At 37.3% G+C, this 21,341-nt stretch carries 19 protein-coding genes; 13 read left to right on the top strand and 6 right to left on the bottom strand.

Annotated features, from left to right (window positions below; translation table 11 throughout):
- Nucleotides 1-87 precede the first annotated feature (87 nt).
- The gene (locus tag AC4CVF_RS09580; protein ID WP_336953120.1) at nucleotides 88-510 is read left to right on the top strand and encodes an OsmC family protein; all 423 of its coding nucleotides are present in this window, start codon (nucleotides 88-90) and stop codon (nucleotides 508-510) included.
- A gap of 183 nt (nucleotides 511-693) precedes the next feature.
- On the opposite strand, the gene AC4CVF_RS09575 is transcribed toward AC4CVF_RS09580, so the two are convergent.
- Complete coding sequence (locus tag AC4CVF_RS09575; RefSeq protein ID WP_419327387.1) at nucleotides 694-1,497, bottom strand: peptidoglycan DD-metalloendopeptidase family protein; 804 nt, start codon at nucleotides 1,495-1,497, stop codon at nucleotides 694-696.
- Nucleotides 1,498-1,853: 356 nt separating this feature from the next.
- Between AC4CVF_RS09575 and AC4CVF_RS09570 the strand changes: the two genes are divergently transcribed.
- Genes AC4CVF_RS09570 through AC4CVF_RS09555 form a run of 4 tightly spaced genes read left to right on the top strand, consistent with a single transcriptional unit; the run spans nucleotide 1,854 to nucleotide 3,947 of the window.
- Nucleotides 1,854-2,297, top strand: a complete 444-nt coding sequence (locus tag AC4CVF_RS09570; RefSeq protein ID WP_336953118.1) for a PAAR domain-containing protein — start codon at nucleotides 1,854-1,856, stop codon at nucleotides 2,295-2,297.
- Complete coding sequence (locus AC4CVF_RS09565; RefSeq protein WP_335954937.1) at nucleotides 2,290-2,853, top strand: PAAR domain-containing protein; 564 nt, start codon at nucleotides 2,290-2,292, stop codon at nucleotides 2,851-2,853. Before AC4CVF_RS09570 ends, AC4CVF_RS09565 begins: the two co-directional genes overlap by 8 nt.
- Before the next feature lie 6 nt (nucleotides 2,854-2,859).
- Entirely contained in the window at nucleotides 2,860-3,486 is a 627-nt protein-coding gene (locus AC4CVF_RS09560; RefSeq protein ID WP_335954936.1) for a hypothetical protein, read from the top strand.
- Between the two features lie 2 nt (nucleotides 3,487-3,488).
- On the top strand, nucleotides 3,489-3,947 hold the full coding sequence (locus AC4CVF_RS09555; RefSeq protein WP_333667274.1) for a hypothetical protein: 459 nt from the start codon (nucleotides 3,489-3,491) through the stop codon (nucleotides 3,945-3,947).
- Between the two features lie 328 nt (nucleotides 3,948-4,275).
- On the opposite strand, the gene AC4CVF_RS09550 is transcribed toward AC4CVF_RS09555, so the two are convergent.
- The 3 genes from AC4CVF_RS09550 to AC4CVF_RS09540 all read right to left on the bottom strand — a co-directional run bounded on the left by AC4CVF_RS09550 (nucleotide 4,276) and on the right by AC4CVF_RS09540 (nucleotide 7,849).
- The gene (locus tag AC4CVF_RS09550) at nucleotides 4,276-6,243 is read right to left on the bottom strand and encodes a family 2A encapsulin nanocompartment cargo protein cysteine desulfurase (protein WP_490789287.1); all 1,968 of its coding nucleotides are present in this window, start codon (nucleotides 6,241-6,243) and stop codon (nucleotides 4,276-4,278) included.
- Nucleotides 6,218-7,150 (bottom strand): family 2A encapsulin nanocompartment shell protein, encoded by a 933-nt coding sequence (locus tag AC4CVF_RS09545; protein ID WP_004721119.1) that lies wholly within the window; start codon nucleotides 7,148-7,150, stop codon nucleotides 6,218-6,220. The genes AC4CVF_RS09550 and AC4CVF_RS09545 overlap by 26 nt, the downstream gene beginning before the upstream one ends.
- A 210-nt stretch (nucleotides 7,151-7,360) precedes the next feature.
- On the bottom strand, nucleotides 7,361-7,849 hold the full coding sequence (locus AC4CVF_RS09540) for a rhodanese-like domain-containing protein (protein ID WP_004721117.1): 489 nt from the start codon (nucleotides 7,847-7,849) through the stop codon (nucleotides 7,361-7,363).
- 280 nt (nucleotides 7,850-8,129) lie between these two features.
- Between AC4CVF_RS09540 and epsC the strand changes: the two genes are divergently transcribed.
- Nucleotides 8,130-9,038 (top strand): serine O-acetyltransferase EpsC, encoded by a 909-nt coding sequence (gene epsC / locus AC4CVF_RS09535; protein WP_490789286.1) that lies wholly within the window; start codon nucleotides 8,130-8,132, stop codon nucleotides 9,036-9,038.
- A 59-nt stretch (nucleotides 9,039-9,097) separates the two neighbouring features.
- On the opposite strand, the gene AC4CVF_RS09530 is transcribed toward epsC, so the two are convergent.
- On the bottom strand, nucleotides 9,098-10,243 hold the full coding sequence (locus AC4CVF_RS09530; RefSeq protein ID WP_490789285.1) for a hypothetical protein: 1,146 nt from the start codon (nucleotides 10,241-10,243) through the stop codon (nucleotides 9,098-9,100).
- Nucleotides 10,244-10,509: 266 nt separating this feature from the next.
- Between AC4CVF_RS09530 and clpB the strand changes: the two genes are divergently transcribed.
- On the top strand, nucleotides 10,510-13,089 hold the full coding sequence (gene clpB, locus AC4CVF_RS09525) for an ATP-dependent chaperone ClpB (RefSeq protein ID WP_490789284.1): 2,580 nt from the start codon (nucleotides 10,510-10,512) through the stop codon (nucleotides 13,087-13,089).
- A gap of 819 nt (nucleotides 13,090-13,908) precedes the next feature.
- Nucleotides 13,909-14,373, top strand: coding sequence for a hypothetical protein (locus tag AC4CVF_RS09520; protein ID WP_336953107.1), 465 nt, complete (start codon nucleotides 13,909-13,911; stop codon nucleotides 14,371-14,373).
- 18 nt (nucleotides 14,374-14,391) lie between these two features.
- Here AC4CVF_RS09520 and rlmKL read toward each other — a convergent pair whose 3' ends face one another.
- Nucleotides 14,392-16,596, bottom strand: coding sequence for a bifunctional 23S rRNA (guanine(2069)-N(7))-methyltransferase RlmK/23S rRNA (guanine(2445)-N(2))-methyltransferase RlmL (gene rlmKL, locus AC4CVF_RS09515; protein ID WP_490789283.1), 2,205 nt, complete (start codon nucleotides 16,594-16,596; stop codon nucleotides 14,392-14,394).
- Nucleotides 16,597-16,827: 231 nt separating this feature from the next.
- Here rlmKL and AC4CVF_RS09510 point away from each other — a divergent pair, with 231 nt between their 5' ends.
- From AC4CVF_RS09510 to AC4CVF_RS09490, 5 genes are all read left to right on the top strand, one after another.
- Nucleotides 16,828-17,397: a LysE family translocator gene (locus AC4CVF_RS09510; RefSeq protein WP_490789282.1), complete on the top strand. Its 570-nt coding sequence runs from the start codon at nucleotides 16,828-16,830 to the stop codon at nucleotides 17,395-17,397.
- Nucleotides 17,398-17,744: 347 nt separating this feature from the next.
- Nucleotides 17,745-18,104 carry a hypothetical protein gene (locus tag AC4CVF_RS09505; protein WP_336953101.1) on the top strand — a complete coding sequence of 120 codons (360 nt, stop codon included), beginning with the start codon at nucleotides 17,745-17,747 and terminating at the stop codon, nucleotides 18,102-18,104.
- Between the two features lie 112 nt (nucleotides 18,105-18,216).
- On the top strand, nucleotides 18,217-18,810 hold the full coding sequence (locus AC4CVF_RS09500) for a hypothetical protein (protein ID WP_490789281.1): 594 nt from the start codon (nucleotides 18,217-18,219) through the stop codon (nucleotides 18,808-18,810).
- A gap of 94 nt (nucleotides 18,811-18,904) precedes the next feature.
- The gene (locus AC4CVF_RS09495; RefSeq protein WP_004721095.1) at nucleotides 18,905-19,921 is read left to right on the top strand and encodes an aspartate carbamoyltransferase catalytic subunit; all 1,017 of its coding nucleotides are present in this window, start codon (nucleotides 18,905-18,907) and stop codon (nucleotides 19,919-19,921) included.
- Between the two features lie 16 nt (nucleotides 19,922-19,937).
- Nucleotides 19,938-21,173 (top strand): dihydroorotase, encoded by a 1,236-nt coding sequence (locus AC4CVF_RS09490; protein ID WP_490789280.1) that lies wholly within the window; start codon nucleotides 19,938-19,940, stop codon nucleotides 21,171-21,173.
- Nucleotides 21,174-21,341: the final 168 nt, after the last annotated feature.

Raw genomic sequence — 21,341 nt, 5'->3', positions numbered from 1 at the left:
AGCAGTAGAGATGAAATTCCTTATCAACTCATTTTATGCTAGTGTACAGGTACCCCGTAAATTTATAGCTTTTTTTAGGTAGTTGCAATGCAAACTAGCGTTCATTGGTTAGAGAATGTTGCTTTCGAAGCAAAATCAGAAAGTGGTCATCAAATTGTGATGGATGGTTCTGCTGAATATGGTGGTGAAAACCGTGGCCCACGTCCTATGGAACTCATATTAATGGGACTTGGTGGGTGTGCTTCATTCGATATTGTGACCATTTTAAAGAAATCTAGGCAAAATGTAACAAATGTTGTTTGTCAGCTCAAAGCGGATCGAGCAGACACGATTCCAGCTGTATTTACGAAGATACATTTACATTTTGTGGTAACAGGGCATGATGTAAAAGAGAAGCAAGTAGCGAAAGCTGTTGAATTATCAGCCGAAAAGTATTGCTCAGCAAGTAAAATGCTATCCGATGGTGGTGTTGAAATCACCCATGATTTTGAAATAATTTTAGCTGAATAATTAAATTATTATTCTAAAAAGCCAATCCTTAGATTGGCTTTTTTTTATGTGCTCTAACTTTTTAAATTCATGACTCATGCTAACAATTTTTTAAAAAATAAATTATTACAAAATGTGTATTTCTTTAAAAGGACCATTTTTGAAACAAATGTTCAAAGTTTTCTTTGCATTTTGCTTGCAAAATTAAAGTGATAAAAATAATTGTGGATCAACTCGGGCATTATTTAAGCTCATTCCCCAGTGTAGATGTGGACCTGTTACTCGTCCTGTTTTACCCACCAATCCCAATAATTCACCTTGTTTCAAGATTTGCCCTTTTTCTACATTGATTTTACTGAGGTGGCAAAACATGCTGATCAGACCTTGTCCGTGATCAATCATAACGGTATTTCCATTAAAGAAATAATTGCCTGTGGCAACCACTGTTCCTGCGGCAGGCGCAACCACTTTTTGTCCGATGGGGGCAGGGATATCTAAACCAGAATGTGGAGCACGTTCTTCACCATTAAAAAAGCGTTTACGACCAAATGAATTACTAAATTTTCCTGCTGTAGGACGGATAAATGTTGGAAAGTCTTTCCATTGTGCAGGGCTAAAAGAGCTATAAACACTGTTTTGTTCTTTCGCTTCTTGGCTATAACGATCAAGTTGTTCTTGATTCGGATTGACGTAGTCCTGATTTTTTACATTGAGGCGCTGCTCAGCGTATTTAAATGGCTTCACTTCAATATTAATTGGGCCTTTAGAGCTTTGTAATTGCAGTGTACCCAGTGGCGCTGAAAGCGGAATACCAAAAACAATATGGTTTACTGCATTTTCACCATCCACGATCAAGACAGGTTTGTCTTGATAAGTGACATTTAACACGGTTTTAGCAACAGGAATAACCGCTATGCCACCTGCACGACGTGAGTCTTGAGGTAAGGCAAAAGCTTGTGTTGCTATAATTAAGCTAGATAGTAGGAAAAGTTTTTTGATTGAAGGCATAAATAACATACAAGGTTTAATTTTTTGTAGTATCTCGCTTTTTTATTCAGATGCTCAAGCATGTGATTGTTAAATTGTAAGTAGAGTGTTCTTGATGACTATTCAAAATACTGTAGGGCAATGAATATTACCCAATTATTTGAATATCTGATTTGTTAAGAAAGATTCAAGAGATCTAATTGAGAACATTGGTCAATAGGCTTGATAAGCGAGTTGATTGAAATATGAATAGTGTAAAGATATTGATCAATTTAAATTATTAAAATTATTTAATAATTCTATTAAATTTGTCTTAATAGTTGGTTTTATGTTTCAATTGCTATGTTCTTCATTCAATAACAATAATTGGCCTCAGTATGACGAAACCTAAATTTTTACATGAATTACCAATTGAGCAGTTAAAGCAGATGTCTCAAGAAGACATAAAGCAAACAATAAAAGCAGAGCAGCTTTATTTTCGACACAGACCCAAAAAGATCTATTACCTTGCGGTAAATGGGGCTAAAACCAAAAATGGTGGGTTAGTTAAAGCGACTGCATTGCAAAGCCGAATAGGTGGATTGCCTATTGCTTTAGTTGGTGACGATGCTATTTACGCAGATGGGACAATTTCTAAAATCATTTCAGGTGCTGGCAAGGGTTGTCTTATAAATGGTCAGTCCGCTGCATTGGTAGGAAGCCACTTAGAGAATGGTGATGAGATTGTCGATAGCCCTAATAACTCTGTAGCTATAAATATCTTTATCGGTGATAAGGCCCCTGAAGGCTTTTTGTGCCAAGATGGTTTTAATCATGACTAAAGGTTTTGCAATTCATAACTCTATGACAAATCATGGAGGCATCATTCAAGCAACACAACAACGAACATCTCAAATGGGAAATCTATTTCTACGTGCTGGAGATGGTCACTTTTGCCCTAAGTGCAAATGTTGGTCTGAAATTGTTAAAAGCCATGATCATATTATTATGGATGGCAAAGCTGTTGCTTATGTTGATGACTTATTGACTTGTGGAGCTAAAATTTTACCTAAACAAGATCATGTTGTTGGAACAAGCCAAGGTGAGAATTATAGAAGTTCTTCAAGCTCAAAAGAGCCTTTACAAAATAGCTTTATAGATAAAGTAATCTCAACAAATTTTGGTTTGCAACACCAATTGTTAGATAAAGCTACTCAGAAACCGTTAGTTGATTTTCCATACCAATTGAAACGTGCAAACGGTGAAGTTATTGAGGGGAAAACTGATGAAGATGGAAATACAGTTCATATTGATTCAGGTGATCAAGAGGAACAGGTAGAGCTAATAATTTATGACCTTTCTAAACCAATGCCTCCACTAGATGATGACTTAGGGTAAAAAATTATGGCTGACGTTATTGTAACTGATAAGGGTATGTTTCCTAGGGATGTTGAAGTTTGTAACTATCCCTCTGTAACGTGTAATCCAGCGTTTAAAGTTGGTAATTACTACATTGCTGCGCCTTACAATTTTTTCTTTGACGAAGATCATTGGCAAAGGCTGGAACGCACAAATAAAGTAGAGTTTCTACTGGCTTTACGTTTTGGTATGGAATATGACATAAACAAATTTGGTGATGGAATGATTAATAAGCTTTCCTTCAACACTATGATGTATGTAAAGTTTCAACAGTATGTACGGAAACACTCAATGCATGAAGCCAGTAAATTAGTTGCTCAATTTCAAAAACAAACCTTTTCAATCAGACTTAAAACAGGATTTAGTTTTTTTGATGTATTGGCAGTAATAGGAATTGCAAAAAATATTACTGTTCCAGAAACCATAGTACATCTTCGGCAATTGGCTGAAAATAATCATTGTCCTCTATATGTAAACAGATCCACATTTAAAAATATATTTAATGAAGATTATCATTCGGGAATGTTAAAACAGTTAACAGGAGATGGAACGTATAAGGGGGAAGGTTCTGTTGTAGACTTGAAGCAGTTTGACAATAAAGGAAGTGGGTAATTATGAAATTTAAATTTTTAACTCTAATATTAATACCACTGGTATCGATAGGATGTTCTGCTAATGAAATAACAAAAAAAGACATTCAAAAATACGTAGAAACAAGTGATGTATTTATCAATATTGATACACCTATTTATAGATTAGCTGACACGACTAAGAAAAATGCGATGGCTGACGCAATTTATAAATCATCATTAGCCAAGCTTTATTTTTTAAAAAGTTATGAGAAAGAGCTATTCCCTATTTACAATCTCGAAGACAAGATGATGTCTGAAAACTTCTTTGGCTATTGTTGGATGGGAAAATTCATCAATGATTATAAATCCTTTGCACCCAAGCCTTCTTTAGTAGATGTTGAAACATTGCAATGGCTGGATAAAAAGCGCGCTATATGGGCTCAGCATATTAGTAAAAAATTTGGGAATGATACGTCCGTTAAAAATTACTGTCCTTACTAACAGGTACAGCCGATATATTTACTTTTAAAGTTATGAGTAATATAGTCTTAAAAATGTTGCAAAAATAGGTTGATAAAAATAATGGTAAATCAACCTGATTTAAACTAAATAGCGGCTTAATTTTTTTGTTGTAGTGTATCGTTTTATCGAATTGAGGGGATATTTTCACTAATTGGATGAATTACGCATCCCCATTCAAAAATAGATCATACAATCGTCACCTCGAAAAATCACATGCCTAATTAATTAAGCATGTGATTATGATCGATCAATAAAGTCTTTGAAAACTAAAACTTAAAAACTAAGCTTTAAAAGCTAAAGTTTAAAATTAGGATTTATAAGGTTTAGCACGGCGGAGTTGATGCAATACTGAAACCAATAAATCAATTTCCTCAGTGGTATTATAAAACGCAAGAGAAGGGCGTACAGTACGTTCAACACCGAAACGGCGTAAGATCGGTTGGGCACAATGATGCCCAGTACGCACGGCGATACCATATTGATTGAGTACTTTCCCGACCTCTTCCGTTTCATAGCCTGCCAGTGTAAAAGACATCACACTGGCTTTATTTAATGCAGTACCAATCAGGCGTAGTCCAGAAACGCTTTGTAGTGCATGTTGACCATATTCAAGCAAGTCATGTTCATAACGTGCAATGTTATGGATTCCAATACTTTCTACGTATTCTAAAGCAGCACCTAAGCCAACAGCATCTGCAATATTCCCCGTACCTGCTTCAAATTTATTTGGGGCAGGTTGATAGACTACATTCTCAAACGTCACATCCTGAATCATATTTCCGCCGCCTTCCCATACAGGCATGCTATCAAGTAATTCAGACTTGGCATAAACAGCGCCAATACCCGTTGGGCCAAAAACTTTATGCCCAGAAAACACAAAGAAATCGGCATCTAAGGCAGTAACATTGGTGGGCATATGCGAAACAGACTGAGCACCATCAATCAAAACTCGCACACCTGCTGCATGCGCCAATGCAATAATTTCTTGAGTAGGCGTTACAGTACCCAAAGCATTAGAAACCTGTGTGATCGAAACCAGTTTGGTTCTAGGATTAAGCAATTTTACAAATTCCTCAATTTGAATCTGACCAGTATCATCCACAGGAATTACACGGAGTTTTGCACCAGTTTCTTTACTAAGTTGGTACCAAGGCACAATATTGGCATGATGCTCAAGATGGGACACAATAATTTCGTCTCCCGCTTGAATATTCTGTTTACCCCACGATTTTGCGATTAAATTAATACCTTCTGTTGTACCTCGAACAAAGACGATATTTTTTGCTGAAGCGGCCCCAATAAAGCGAGCCACAACATCCCGGGCATGCTCATAAGCATCACTGGCACGTGCTGCAAGTTCATGTGCTGCGCGGTGAATATTCGAGTTTTCATGTTGATAGAAATATGAAATTCGATCGATGACCGCCTGAGGTTTATGGGTGGTGGCTGCATTATCCAACCAAACCAATTGCTTACCATTTACACGTTCTTGTAGGATGGGAAAATCCCGACGGATTTGCAAAATATCAATGGGCTGATAGTTCTGAGCATTCGCTGGTATCTGCACATCTAAATGCGGACGAACAGCTTCAATGGTAGGTGATTGAAGAAAATAATAACCAGACGCTGCTGTTGCAGGTTTGTCATTACGATCTTGTAATACACTTTTTAATTGCTGGTCATCTGTCACATGATAATGATCAAACGCATATGGATTTTTAAGCACATCAGTTTGAGCCACATTTGTATTGACTGTTTGGGCACTGGCAACTTCAGGATGAGGCAGATCCAAAAAGTAATAACTCGATTGAGCTTGATGTGGCGCAGTCGTTGTTAGGTTTGATGGTGCTGTCTGTTGTGTGATTGGTGTAGGATTCAATGACAAATCTAGCTTTTGTCCGACAGCAAATGGATCAGGAGTATTTGCACCACCAACAATGGGCGAAGAAGATAGAATTCTACGCTCAGGATGGTCGGCGGTCGGTTCTACATAGTGATGTGTAGAATCCGGGTTTAAATTTGCCTGTTGCACAATGGCAGGTATACGCCCAGACAAAGCAGTAATTGGGTCTTTAGGCTGTGGTTGGTGACTAATACCTTGAGATCGTTGATCGGGTATATCAAAGTTAAAACCTTGTGGGTTTTGCTTGGGTAAAGCTGAAAAAAATTCAGCAGCCAATTGTGCAATGACAGATTCACTGATGGGTGCATCAGCAATATGATCAGAAGAAATATCTGGAGTAGATTGATTACTTGTAAGTTGTTGGATAGTCATGGTACTTGTCTACCTCCACATCTTCGAGCACAGCGAGTGCGTCATCTGTCAACACAGCAAGAGAACAATATAAGGAGATTAAGTAAGAGGCGATTGCATTACGATTGATGCCCATAAAGCGTACAGATAGGCCAGGTGCCTGTTCACCAGCAAGACCTGGTTGGAATAAGCCAACAACGCCTTGACGCTTTTCACCAACGCGTAACAAGATGATTTTGGTTTTGCCATCTTCAACTGGAATTTTATTTGAAGGAATCAGTGGAATACCACGCCAAGTGATGAACTGTGAACCAAATAGGCTTACGGTGGGTGGTGGAACACCACGACGGGTACATTCACGTCCAAAAGCTGCAATCGCATCGGGATGTGCTAAGAAGAAGCCTGGCTCTTTCCAAACTTTACGTAGTAAATCATCAAAATCATCTGGTGTGGGTGCACCTGTCAAAGTGGAAATACGTTGCTCATCTGCAACACTTGCCAATAAGCCGTATTCAGGATTATTGATTAATTCACTTTCTTGACGTTCTTTAATTGTTTCGATGGTTAAGCGTAACTGTTCTTTGATTTGATCGTGAGGACTACTATATAAGTCAGAAACACGAGTATGAATATCCAGAACTGTGGAAACACCATTTAAAAAGTATTCACGTGGATTAACTTCATAGTCGACAAAAGTTTGTGGAAGTGTTGCTTCATCACGTTGTGTACAAGCCACCTGAATATCATCGGTATTGCTGACTTTATTGACCCGATAGATACCTGCTTCAACAGGGGTCCATTGCAATAAATGTGTTAGCCAACGTGGCGTAATGGTAGAGAGTTGCGGTACTGTTTTTGTCGCATTGGCAAGTTGACGGGCTGCTTGATCATTTAGCGCTTGGCGTGTGACTTCTTGGTTCTTAGCCATGTTTTAATCCTTGGTGGTATTGGAAATTAATTTATTGATTACTCATCTGATTTAAAAATGCTGTTTTTATCATCTCCAATAAAGTAAGAATTTTGCTATTGGTGTTTAATTGTGACCGGTATTTATTGCATTAATTTGATTCTAATTAAGAGCGTTTTTAATCATTATCAACTGCTTATAAAAATTCATAAGAGGAATAAAGCAAGAGCCTTATTCCTGACGCCATGGTAAGTTGTGGAAACGCCATCCATTGAAAGAACCACGATGATCATTTTCGTCAAGGTCACCTTCAAAGCCTTGTTCGATATTGTAAATATTTTCAAAACCCGCATTAAAAGCCACATTTGCAGCAGCTGCGGAACGTTTGCCACTACGACAAAGCAGTAGAATGATCTTGTCTTTTCCAATTTTAGTTTCAAGTTCTTTGGCAAAGCGTGGATTGCGGTTCAGCGCAGTTCCTGTCGCCCAAGGAATATGAATAGTATCTTCTACATAGCCGACAAATTTACGTTCTTCGTTGGTGCGTACATCGACAATCACCACATGACCCGCTTTAAACAATGCCCATGCTTCATGAGGTAAAATTGTTCCCGTAAATTCTAAATAATGATCTTCAACACGTTGTTTTGCTTGTTCAAAGATATTTTCAATTTGAGCCGTTGTTAATTCGGTAAAGTGTTGTTGATTTAAACTCGTCATTTCAGTTGCCTTTCTTCAAACTTAGAATTACATCTAAGTCTTGATGTATCAGATGTATTGATAACAACTATAATGATTTTATATATTCAATAAATTAATAAAAATTGAATTGCTTATTCTTATTTTGAAATAAGATTTAAATGATTTTTAAAGATATCTTTATACGAAGAATGTTTATCTACAAGATTGCTAATAAAATAGTATTTACATATTCAAAGTGAATAATAAAATTTCATGTTAAGCGCATGGATTGTGAAAAGTCATTTCAGTAGGTAAATATATGACCCAATGGAATATCCCCAATATTGTGGATGAGCTACAACAAGCTCGTAATGAATGGCGTACTCAACGTAAAAGCTTAAAAGACTTTGGCGGTAGGGAATTACCTTCAAAAGATGAAATTAAGAAAATCATGAATGATCTGTGTGGTATCTTGTTCCCTATGCGACTAGGGCCACCTGATCTACGCCAACAAAGTGAAAATTTTTATATTGCACATGCACTTGAGAAAACTTTGCACTCATTATTGGAGCAAGTCAAACTTAATCTAACTTATGATTATAAATATAAAAAGCACAGCGAAAATGCCGACGTAATTGAGGTATTGGCACAAAGTATCGTCAGTGAATTTGCACAAAAATTACCAGATCTACGCCGAATTTTAGATACAGATGTGATTGCAGCCTATGATGGTGATCCAGCTGCACGAAGTGTCGATGAAGTTTTATTGTGTTATCCGGGTATTTTGGCAATTATTTACCACCGAATTGCACATGAGTTTTATAAAAAAGACTTGTCACTGTTGGCACGTTTAATTGCTGAGATTGCACATTCAAAAACTGGCATTGATATACATCCAGGCGCACAAGTCGATCAAGGTTTCTTTATTGATCATGGTACAGGTGTGGTGATTGGTGAAACCTGTATTATTGGTAAAAATGTGCGAATTTACCAAGCCGTAACGCTTGGCGCTAAACGTTTTGAAATCGATGATTCTGGGCGTTTACAGAAAGAATATGCACGTCACCCAATCGTAGAAGACAATGTGGTGATCTATGCAGGTGCAACTATTCTTGGGCGTATTACCATTGGTCAGGGTGCTGTAATCGGTGGAAATGTATGGATTACCCAAAATGTCGCAGCGAATAGCGCAGTTTCTCAAAGTTCTGCAACCAAGTCGGAAGTGTAAGTGCATTAAAAGCTTAATAGGTTGTGTAGCTTAAAATTTTATGAGGTTAAAATGCTTCATTAAGAAAGTGGAATGATGTAGTAAGTTTGATCAACCGAGATGATCAGTTTATTTCTAATTTGATATATCCAAGCAGTGTCAATGGGCAGCTTAAATTGTTTATTTTGCCCATGTTGTTTGATTTCAAATACGTCATAGCCAATAGGTGTAAACCAGAATATATAATGATTTCCTGAACCTTGAACATCATCAATACTTTGATATTTTAGATATTTGGCATTTACAGTGGGTAACTCTACTGGCTTTTTGCATTCAGGCAGTCTTATCTCATCTTTCAACTGTGGCAGAAATTTGGAAAAATCGCGACTATAGAGATAACTTTGAGGTGTTTTTAAGAGCCGTGTTTCGTGATCAAGAATTAAATAACATTCTGCTTGGTGCTGTTGTAGATAGAGCCTTAATTGTTGAATGAGTTTTAAATTAAAAGGTTCGGCAGGTTGAGCAGGATAATCATCTGGTGAAAAATCACGTTTTGGTTGTTCAGGCTTGTCTCTAAAAATATCTTTGAAATTTTTGATTACAGATTGCTGCTGTTGTTTATGTTCTTTTTGAGCTTCTGCGGCTGCTTTGGCCGAAATATATTGAGGATCAAAATAAACTGTTGTGTCATATTCTAAGACTTTCTTTTGATATGTTTTCTCTTGCACCATTTGCTCTAAAATTGTCTGAGAAAATGCAGCATAGGAAAACGAAGTCATGGCCGTTAAATTTTGTGTCTGTGCATTGAATAAATAAGCTTGCATTGGATTATTCACACCAGATTGAAAGGTTTTTATAGTGATGAGAAAGTGATTGTGATTTAAGGCGACAATTTGATCGATCAATTGATTTGTTTGTGCAGCAATGAAATGAGGCTGAATCTGTTGATCATGATTTAGATCGTAAGTACATATTTTAAAATTCTTTACAGGATTTTGTTTTATATGACTTTCAGGGCAATTGTAAACAATAAAATTTTCATTGAGGGCTTTTCTATTCATGTCATCAGACGTTTTAAACCATGTGAATTCTATGCCTGATATATTCGGTGTTAATTGCTGGATATGTTTGTGGGGAAATTCTTCACTATTTGGCGATTTGTAGCCACAGGCATACAGTGCAGATACTGCAATTAATACAGATAATGATTTACCGAAAGTCAACATTGTTATTATACTAAAATCTCTCAATACTCCTTACTCTAAAGCATATCGTTGAAAATACAAACGTTTAAAAAACTAATCTTCTATATTTTTCCATAAGCTTACTTGAAAAATAACGTTTCAGCACAGATATTAATACTGAAATCCATTCTAAGTATTTTGGTAAGTTTTTGAAAAATATATAAATTAATTCATTATTGCTATTGAAATCGAAAAAAACGTTCCCATTTATTATTCAAGTACAAAATTTGTTGTGAGGAATAACAAGAATGCGATTTGAAAAATTTACGAACCGCCTGCAGCAAGCCTTATCTGATGCACAATCTCAGGCAATGGGTAATGATAATACCGCAATTGAGGGTATTCATATTCTTTCCGCTTTATTGGAAGAACCATCTAATCTTAGTCTGTTGCAACAGTCAGGTGCCAATCTACCTGAGTTAAAAACAAAACTGCAAAAAGCCTTAACAGATGCGCCCAAAATTGGAACACCAACTGGAGATATTAATTTAAATCCAGAAGCTGTACGTGCGCTTAATTTGGCAGATAGCTTTGCTCAAAAAGCAGGAGATGAATTTTTATCTACTGATTGGGTAATCTTGGCACTTGCTGAAACAGGTGCTACCAAAACATTGTTAACAAGCGTAGGTGTCACGACTGACAAACTACGCAAAGCAATTGAAAATATTCGAGGTGGCGAACAAGTTATGGCAAATAACCATGAAGATCAACGAGATTCACTTAATAAATATACCATAGATTTAACAGCACGTGCTGCGGAAGGTAAACTCGATCCTGTGATTGGCCGTGATGAAGAAATTCGTCGGACTATTCAAGTGTTGTCGCGTCGTACTAAAAATAATCCTGTATTGATTGGTGAACCTGGTGTAGGTAAAACGGCGATTGTTGAAGGTCTGGCACAACGTATTATCAATGGTGAAGTGCCTGAAGGCTTAAAAGGTAAGCGTGTTTTATCGCTAGACTTAGGCTCATTGCTGGCTGGTGCAAAATACCGTGGTGAGTTTGAAGAACGTTTAAAAGCAGTACTCAAGGATCTAGCGAAGTTTGATGGTGAAATCATTCTCTTTATTGATGAGCTACATACGCTTGTTGGTGCAGGTAAGGGTGATGGTGCGATGGATGCAGGTAATATGTTAAAACCTGCATTGGCACGTGGTGAATTACGTTGTGTGGGTGCAACGACACTGGATGAGTATCGTCAATTCATTGAAAAAGATGCAGCTTTGGAACGCCGTTTCCAAAAAGTTTTGGTAGATGAGCCAAGTGTTGAAGATACCATTGCAATTTTGCGTGGTCTCAAAGACAAATATGCAACACATCATGGTGTGCAAATTCTCGACTCTGCAATTATTGCAGCGGCGAAAATGTCACATCGCTATATTACAGATCGCCAATTGCCAGATAAGGCGATTGATTTGATTGATGAAGCAGCATCACGTATTAAAATGGAGATTGACTCTAAACCTGAGCCACTTGACCGTTTAGACCGCCGTTTAATCCAGTTAAAAATGCAATTGGAGGCGGTAAAAAAAGATGCAGATTCAGTCAGCAAAGCTGAAGTTGAGTATTTGGAAAAACAAATTGCAGATGTCGAAAAAGAATATAGTGATTTGGAAGAAATTTGGATTGCTGAAAAGCGTTTAGTGGATGGTACAAATCAGGCGCAAATCGAACTTGATAAAGCCCGTACTGCATTTGAAAAAGCGCAACGTGAGGGTGATTTGGCTGAAGCAAGTCGTTTGCAATATGGGGTGATTCCAGAATTGCAAAAACGCTTGAGTGAGGAAGAGGTAGCGGAAGTCAATGAAGAACCGAAACTGATTCGTACCAAAGTGACTGAAAATGAAATTGCAGAAGTAGTCAGTGCTGCAACTGGTATTCCTGTATCAAAAATGCTACAAGGCGAGCGTGAAAAATTACTCCATATGGAAGATTTTTTACACAACCGTGTGGTGGGACAGGATGAAGCTGTGGTTGCTGTCTCAAATGCAGTTCGTCGTTCACGTGCGGGCTTATCTGATCCAAATCGCCCAAGTGGTTCGTTCTTATTCCTTGGACCAACAGGGGTGGGTAAAACTGAGTTAACCAAGGCTTTAGGTAATTTCTTATTTGACAGTGATGATGCAATTATTCGTATCGATATGTCAGAGTTTATGGAAAAGCATTCGGTTAGTCGATTGGTGGGTGCACCTCCGGGTTATGTTGGTTACGAAGAAGGTGGTGTTTTAACTGAAGCAGTACGCCGTAAACCATATAGTGTGGTGTTATTTGATGAAGTTGAAAAAGCCCATCCAGATGTATTCAACATTTTATTACAAGTGTTGGATGATGGACGATTAACTGATTCACAAGGCCGTCTGATTGATTTTAAAAACACCGTGATTGTGATGACATCGAATTTAGGTTCAAGTGATGTACGTGAGCTCGGTGAAGGTGCTAGTGATGAGGATGTTCGTATAACGGTGATGAATGCCGTATCACAACATTTCCGTCCTGAGTTTATTAACCGTATCGATGAGTTGGTGGTATTCCACTCGTTGAAAAAATCACAAATTCGTGGCATAGCAGATATTCAATTGAATCGCTTACGTTCACGTTTATCTGAACGAGATATTGGGTTGAAAGTCGATGATCAGGCCTTTGATATTCTGATTGATGCTGGTTTTGATCCTGTATATGGTGCACGTCCACTCAAACGTGCGATTCAACAACAGGTTGAAAATCCATTGGCTCAGCAAATTCTTGCTGGTCAATTTACAGCAGGTGATACCATTTTAATCAGTGCTGAACATGGTCAACTTAATTTTGGTAAATTAAAATTAAGTTAATTTATCTAGCTGTATAACCAAAGCCAACTACCGCAAGGTAGTTGGCTTTTTTAGTAGAGAAGTATTTATATTTTTACGTGTTATATAGTCAAACCAGCTAGTTACTCATACAAGTGGTTTCCATCAAGTCATTGATCATAAATGAAGCTTATGTTTCTAAATGAACTTTTAGAAATTATTGGTTAACAATTCATTTTTTGTACTTTTGAATCATAGATGGTTGTTTTAATCATGGGGCGACATGGATGTCACAGTTGGGCGGTGGTATAGGACGTACCCCCGTCCATGAGCAAAAACAAAGCACTGCTTTGTTTACAGTGTAAGGTTTGGCAACCCTTACGAAAAGTGAGACATAGCCTACGCAAAGGTATTTAAACTTTGAATATAAGGTATGGTATTGCAAGCTTTAGGACTTTTTAGCATTCTACATAAGTGTAAGCATTGGATCAAAAGGTAAGTAATCTTAATGGATAGCACTTGTGAAGGGGAGATGAGGTTGATTGAGCAGTAGAATGCCACATTAAGACTTTCCGCATAATAGGGAAAACACTACACATCGTAGAATTGATGCAAAGGTTTAAAGCCTGTTTAATCCCCCAATCAAGCATCCAGAGCTATAGGAATGCATAGATTTATAAACCATCCTAAACCACTAATCGGCATAGCCTAGTCTTTTCATCATATTATTTTAATCATCAAATATTTATGTGTATTGATTTAGGTTTTACCTATTATCGGGTTTTTCATGAATTTATTGAAAAAACGGTCAAAAATTGATAGTTTTTTCAGTGAGGAATAATAAGAAAGGAAACGTTGATCATGAGGATCAAAGATAAGGATAAATCTGATTATTTAAAAATATTCGGTTTTCTCTTGATGGCATTCAGTTCGGTAGAGGTATTGGCAGATAAATTAGATGATCAAGATCTTGCAGAGCAATCTGTAGGTGTGGTTAAACTGTCACCTATTATTATTAAAGCTGTAAAGGAAAATGCACAACAACCTGTAGAAGAGCAAAATAATTTGCATAAACAAGTTGCTCAGGAAAGGTCAGATGATGCTAAAAAAGATGAAATTTATTCTACAGTTTTAACTGATTTCGAGTGGCAGAAAAAAGACCCAGATCCAAATCAACCTGGGGATAAATATTTAAAACCACTTGAAAAATATAGAATAAGCGAAGTTGGTTATAATCCATATCAACGCCATGATGTCCGAATTACAACCCAAGATCGCGTTACACTTTATATAGGACATGAAATTGACCCCGTGACTTATAAATAAGTCCGAGGTCTAACATAATTAAACAGGGAAGTGTTTAATTTTCCAGGCTCTATGAATTTTTTGATTACGTTTGAAATCTAAGCCAATCGTTTCATTGGTGATCTCCAGTACATCGAACATTGCATCGATTTCTTCATCCATCTCAAAACCACGGTAGTTATTTGAGAAATACAAAGTTCCCTCTGTAGTTAGACGGTTCATTGCACGTTTAAGTAAAGAAATATGGTCACGTTGCACGTCAAAAGTACCATAGAATTTCTTTGAGTTTGAGAAGGTTGGTGGATCAATAAAAATCATGTCATATTGTTCATGACCTTCTTTTAACCATTCAAAACAATCGCTTGAGAAAAATTGATGCTGTTCATCAGGATGATCAACCGTTAAGCCATTCAAGACAAAGTTTTCTTTAGACCAGTTTAAATAAGTATTGGATAAGTCAACACTTGTGGTACTTGCAGCACCGCCTAAAGCAGCGTGTAGGCTTGCTGTAGAGGTATAACTATATAGGTTAAGGAAATGTTTTCCTTTAGCTTCAGCTGCAATGCGCAGACGCATTTGACGGTGATCTAGGAACAATCCAGTATCCAAATAATCAGTCAAATTGATTAAAATCTTGGCTTTACCTTCTTGAACAATAAAACGTTTAGATGCTGTACTTTGTTTTGCATACTGGGTTTTACCTTCTTGACGGGCACGGGTTTTAATAAAGATCGCATCACGACCTAAACCTGTTACAGCACGTATTGAAGCCAAAGCAAGGTTAAAACGGTTTTTGGCTTTTTCTGGGTCAATGGTTTTTGGTGGTGCATATTCTTGAACATGTAAACGATCACCATACAAATCTACAGCGACATTGAAGTCTGGTAAATCTGCATCATAGAGACGTAAACAGTAAATATTTTCTTTTACAGCCCATTTCTTTAAAGCTTGCATATTTTTTTGCAAGCGATTGGTAAAGTCTTCTGCACCTTCAATTTTTTCAAATTGTTGAGGTTGCCAATCTGCAAGGAAAGGTTTAACCACTGCAGCAGGCTTAATATCACCAAAACGAATGTAAATTGGTAATTTACCATTCATTAAACGTAAAATTTGTGGATTGTTAAACGCCAATACATCTGCTTGTTCAACAGCAGCTGCGATAACCGCAGCATGCTGATTGGGGAAATTCTTTTGTAGAAGCGCGGATAGGCCCAGATACAAAGCTCGGTTAGAAGCCTTTTCCCCTAAACGCTCACCATATGGTGGGTTGGTGACAATAAATGAAGTTTTTCCTTCTGCTTGGAAATCAGGCCAATCGGCTAAAGTTCGCTCTTCAATTTGAATTTGATCCAGTTGTTGCTCAAATCCAGCAGCAATAATATTTTGTTTGGTTGCTTTTACTGCTTCCCAATCTGCGTCATAGGCATAGAATTTAGGCAAAGGTTGTTCTAAGGCAACTTTATGACGTTCAGCTGCTTCAGCTTTAATCGACATCCATAACTCATGGTCATGTCCATTCCAGCCATTAAAGCCAAAACGGCGTACTAAACCAGGTGCACGATCAGTCAGGATCATCAATGATTCAATAATAAAGGTTCCTGAACCACACATTGGGTCGAGAATAATTTCTGGATTACGTTGTTTAAGCTGTGCTTTTTGTAAGATAGCAGCTGCTAGGTTTTCTTTTATTGGGGCATCTGTCATAAAACGACGATAGCCACGCTTATGTAAAGAATCCCCAGATAAATCTAAACAATAGGTGTGTTCAGTTTTTCCAGCAAGTACATATAGTGTAATTTCAGGCTGTTTAATGTCGATACTTGGACGTTTACCTACAGCTTCCATGAAGGAATCAACCACACCATCTTTGACACGTAAAGTCGCAAACTGTGTATTGACTTTAATATCACGTTCTACATGAAGACGAATCGCGAAAGTACTTTGTGGTGCAAAAATAAGTGACCAATCAAAATTGATCGCACCTTCATAAAGTTCTTCTGCAACGTCACGTGCATCATGGGTAAACTCAAGCTCATGAACATGAATCGGTGTCAGTACACGAGAAGCCAAACGTGACCACATACAAACACGGTATGCATCTTCGAGTTTGCCTTTAAAAATTAAACGCCCAGGAAATTTTTCAATATCTTGAATCCCTAAACCTTGAATTTCTTCTTGCAGTAAGGTTTCTAGTCCATCTGCACAGGTAACCCAATATGTAGAAAGACGTGGTTTCGAATTCATGAATATTTCCAAAGACATTAAAAAAGCAATCGCGTATTTTAGCGTATTTTAATGACGAAAACTTATAGAATGGTCTTTTAAGTCCGAAATTTTATAAAAAGTACTAAATTCAGTTAAAAATTTGGTTTTTTTGCTTGAAATATATTCAAATATCAATATGTAGATAAGATCGAATAAATAATTTAAAAAATGCTTAGTCTTATTGTTTCAATGTTTATTTTTTCGCTGTCTATGTCGATTTCACCAGGACCTGTGAATTTAACTATTTTAACCAGCAGTATGAATTATGGTGTAAAAGCAACTTTTGCATTTATCTCAGGGGCGACCATTGGTTTTACCTTGTTATTGGCATCGGTCTGTTTTGGTTTGTATCAAATGATTGTGGTTTATCCTGTACTTCTTAATGTGATCACGATTTTAGGTACAGTTTTATTGTTGTGGATTGGACTGAATATTCTACGTGCAAAAGGGACAATTATCTCTAGTCAATCCCAAGATGAAGCAAAAATACCGACCTTTATACAAGGTGCGTTAATGCAATGGCTAAATCCCAAAGCATGGATTGCCGCAGTGGCGGGTACAGGGCTATTTTCAACGGGGCATATTCATGCTGTTTTATTGGTTTTTGTAGTGATTTATTTTGTCGTCTGTTATCTATCTTTATTGCTATGGGGGATTGCTGGTGAAAAGTTAGCAAGCTTTTTAAATACAGGAAATCGGGCGCGTTTTTTTAATATCGTGATGGGGCTATTATTGATTTTAATTTCATTGGAAATGTGTTGGCGCTATTTTTATCATTAGAATTTGATTTAAAATTCTTGCGTTACTGAAATCATTTAAGAACAAGAAAAATTTGCAAGCAGTATTGCAATTTATATAGATGAATCATCTATGAATAAAGCACACATGTAGTTCTTGATTTATGATGATGAGAGCAAATTTCATGACGGAGTAATTTATAGATCTATTTGACGCTCCGCAATGTGTAGGGCGATTTTTAGTAGGCAAGATTTTAATAGAGAATAATGTGTATGCATTATTATTTCATTTAATGGCGTTATTTTGGTACACAATTTGCTTAATTATCCACCGTATTGGCTCAGAAATTTAATTGAATTTTTAATGAATTAATAAATACGGGGATTTCTATGCAAGATCTTAACAACAGCAGATTTATTGCACATGCAGATGCATTTTCCATTGGGGCATTAATCTTAACGCGATTAAGACGTGTGACAGGGCGCGTTATTGATGTAATGTATTTAGTGGATAATAAAAGCTATGCACAGTATGTGATTGATATGTCATTGGCGACTCAAGATCCAGAATTAAATCGGCATGCCTTGCGCTTACAGCATTTATTAGAACAGGAACAACCAGTTTCTTCTGTGAATATGCTAACAACAACGCAAGTTGAACAAAGCGAGGAAGCATATGTTTCTGGTGCAACAGAAGAAGAAATTTATCAAGCACAAGTTTCACATCACTATATTGGTGCATTGAGATAGGTCGGGCATTAAGCTCTAACTATTGGGTTAGAGCTTGATTGATACAGTGTGATTAAAATTAAAACTCATTTATAGTATTTTTTAAACTGAGGATAAGCTGTGAGACAATCTCTTGAGTTATACGAAATTAAATGCAGAAATTAGCAAATATTTAAAAAACAACCAAATGATTTATGTGGGTACCGCTGATGAGTCGGAACAACAAACTGAACTGCGATTAAGACACTATGATCAAGCAAAGGCTGCTGTGTTTAACCTGTGGATTGAACAGAAAAAATATAAAGAATTGATCTCTTGTGCGCATGGGCGTTGGTATCCTTATGAGGATTTTACTCTGCCATTGGCACAATATTTTGCTGCTCAACAGGATTTGGCACATTTAAAATTTCTTTGTGAACATGAGATCCGCTTTCGTTTAGAAGATACCTTAGAGTGCTTAAAACGTGTAAAAGAATATGATGTGACATTAAGCAATATAAAAATATTGGAATATCAATTGCATGATTTTGATCCACAAATTTACCATCCAATAGCAGAATTACTTAAATGGCGTAATCAATCCTTGCTGAGAATAGATGCTTATATCAAGCTTTTAAAAGATCAATCAGATATTGATTACATCAATATAATTCAGCAACTTCGAGAAAAATTAATGAACTTAACGCTCAAACTGGCAGACTTAAAGCAGATCAAATTTAAAATTTGATCGCTGACTTTTATGACTATTTGTCCAAAACTTCAACTGCCAAAGAAAAAGAAAATCTGTATAATACGTTAACTTAACCTCTAAGGAATCTCTCATGCACTTGGCGGCATTGCATACACCGAGTCAGATTCAACTCAATAATGACGGAAACTTAAAGCATTTCCTCACCATCGAAGGTCTTTCTAAAGCAACCCTCACTAAAATTCTAGATACAGCCCATTCCTTTATAAATGATCAAAATCAACTGATAACGACACCACTTTTAGAAGGTCGTACAGTGATGAACTTATTCTTTGAAAATTCGACACGTACACGAACTACTTTTGAAGCGGCTGCAAAACGGTTATCTGCAAATGTATTGAACATTGATATTGCACGATCAAGTACTTCAAAAGGGGAAACATTGCGCGATACGCTATGGAACCTCGAAGCGATGGCAGCAGATATTTTTGTTGTACGCCACTCTTCATCAGGTGCAGCACATTTTATTGCTGAAACAGTTTGTCCGCATGTTGCAATCATCAATGCTGGAGATGGGCGTCATGCTCATCCAACTCAAGCAATGTTAGATATGTTAACCATTCGCCGTGAAACGAAAAAGAATTTTGAAGACATTAGTCTGGCGATTATTGGTGATATTAAGCATTCGCGTGTTGCACGTTCAGATATCGCAGCTTTGCAGACTTTAGGTTGCAAAGATATCCGTGTAATTGCACCAAATACTTTGCTTCCGTGTGGTTTTGACGAATATGGTGAAGGTGTTCGCTTGTTCAATAAAATGGATGAAGGCATTAAAGACTGTGATGTGATCATTACTTTACGTATTCAAAATGAACGTATTGATTCACCAGCTTTGTCGTCACAAGCTGAATTTTACAAAATGTATGGTTTAAATAAAGATCGTCTTGCCATGGCTAAACCCGATTGTATTGTTATGCATCCGGGACCGATGAACCGCGGTGTAGAGATTGATTCTAGTATTGCTGATGGTGCACAGTCGGTAATTTTGCATCAAGTGACCAATGGTATTGCAGTGCGAATGGCTGTTTTGGCTTTGGCAATGCAAGGTCAGTTGCAAGAGAAAGGTTTGTTAGAAGCAATTGCGGTTTAAGGTGAAGGATAAAGTCATGAGTTGTGTAAAAATTGAAAATGTACGTGTCTTAGACCCAATAAAAAAAACTGACACTGTACAAACGGTTTATGTTGAACATGGAAAAATAGTCGAATCATCTGCCAATGTTGTAGATACAATTGACGGACAAGGCAAATGGTTGATACCCACCATGGTGGATTTGTGTGCACGGTTACGCGAGCCAGGTCAGCAACAGCATGGTACCTTGAAGTCAGAAGGTAAAGCCGCACGTGAAAATGGTATTTTGCATGTATTTACCCCACCTGATTCAAAGCCGATCGTGCAAGATAATGGTGCTTTGATTCATGGACTGGTAGAAAAGGCCATGTTAGATGGTGGTATTCATTTACAAGTGATTGGTGCACAAACCCAAGGTTTAAATGGTAAACAACCCGCAAATATGGCAGGTTTAAAAAAGGGGGGGTGTACTGCTGTTTCAAATGCCTATGCTACTTTTAAAGACGATGATGTGGTTCTGCGTACCTTGGAATATGCGGCTGGTTTAGACATGACTGTAGTGTTTTATCCAGAAGAGCACCAGATCGCAAAAGATGGTTGTGTACATGAGGGGTTTATTGCCTCACGTCAGGGATTACCAATGATTCCAGCACTGGCTGAAACAGTTGCTATTGCGAAATACCTATTGATGATTGAAGCGACAAGCGTCAAAGCGCACTTTGGTTTGCTTTCAAGTGGTGCATCTGTAGAGTTGATTAAAATTGCAAAAAACAAAGGTTTGCCAGTGACAGCAGATGTTGCAATGCATCAATTGCATTTAACAGAACACTTAATTGATGGTTTTAACTCTTTGGCACATGTGCGCCCACCATTACGTGCTGAAAAAGATAAAGAATTACTGCGCCAAGGCGTCAAAGACGGTGTGATTGATGCGATTTGTACGCATCATGAACCTTTGAGTGGTTCTGCGAAATTAGCGCCTTTTGCCGAGACTTTACCTGGTATTAGTGCATTTGATACCTATGTGTCTTTTGGGGTGCAATTGGTTCGTGAAGGTTTGTTTGAGCCTTTAGAATGGGTTGAAAAAGTCACGCTCGCTCCTGCAAAAGTGGCCAATATGACGGATCGTTGGGTAAAAGAATCGGGTTGGGCTTTGGTTGATCCAGATTTGGAATGGGTTGTTAACAATGACAGTATTTTATCTCATGGAAAAAATACGCCATTAATCGATCAAAAAATGATTGGTAAAGTGCTCCATACTTTTATTGGCTAAGATGTAAATTTTACATAAGCCTAAAAAAGTAAACAAAAAGCCAGCATAAGCTGGCTTTTCAAATAGATATTGAACACATTGCGCTACAAAAAGCTATTATAACTATTAGAATTTAATCACTAGAATAAAAAACGATCAATAAAATGATTATTAAAGTGACAAATACAA

The sequence above is a fragment of the Acinetobacter sp. LipI_19 genome (genome assembly GCF_058242925.1).
This window is presented reverse-complemented; position numbering and strand designations above follow the sequence as displayed.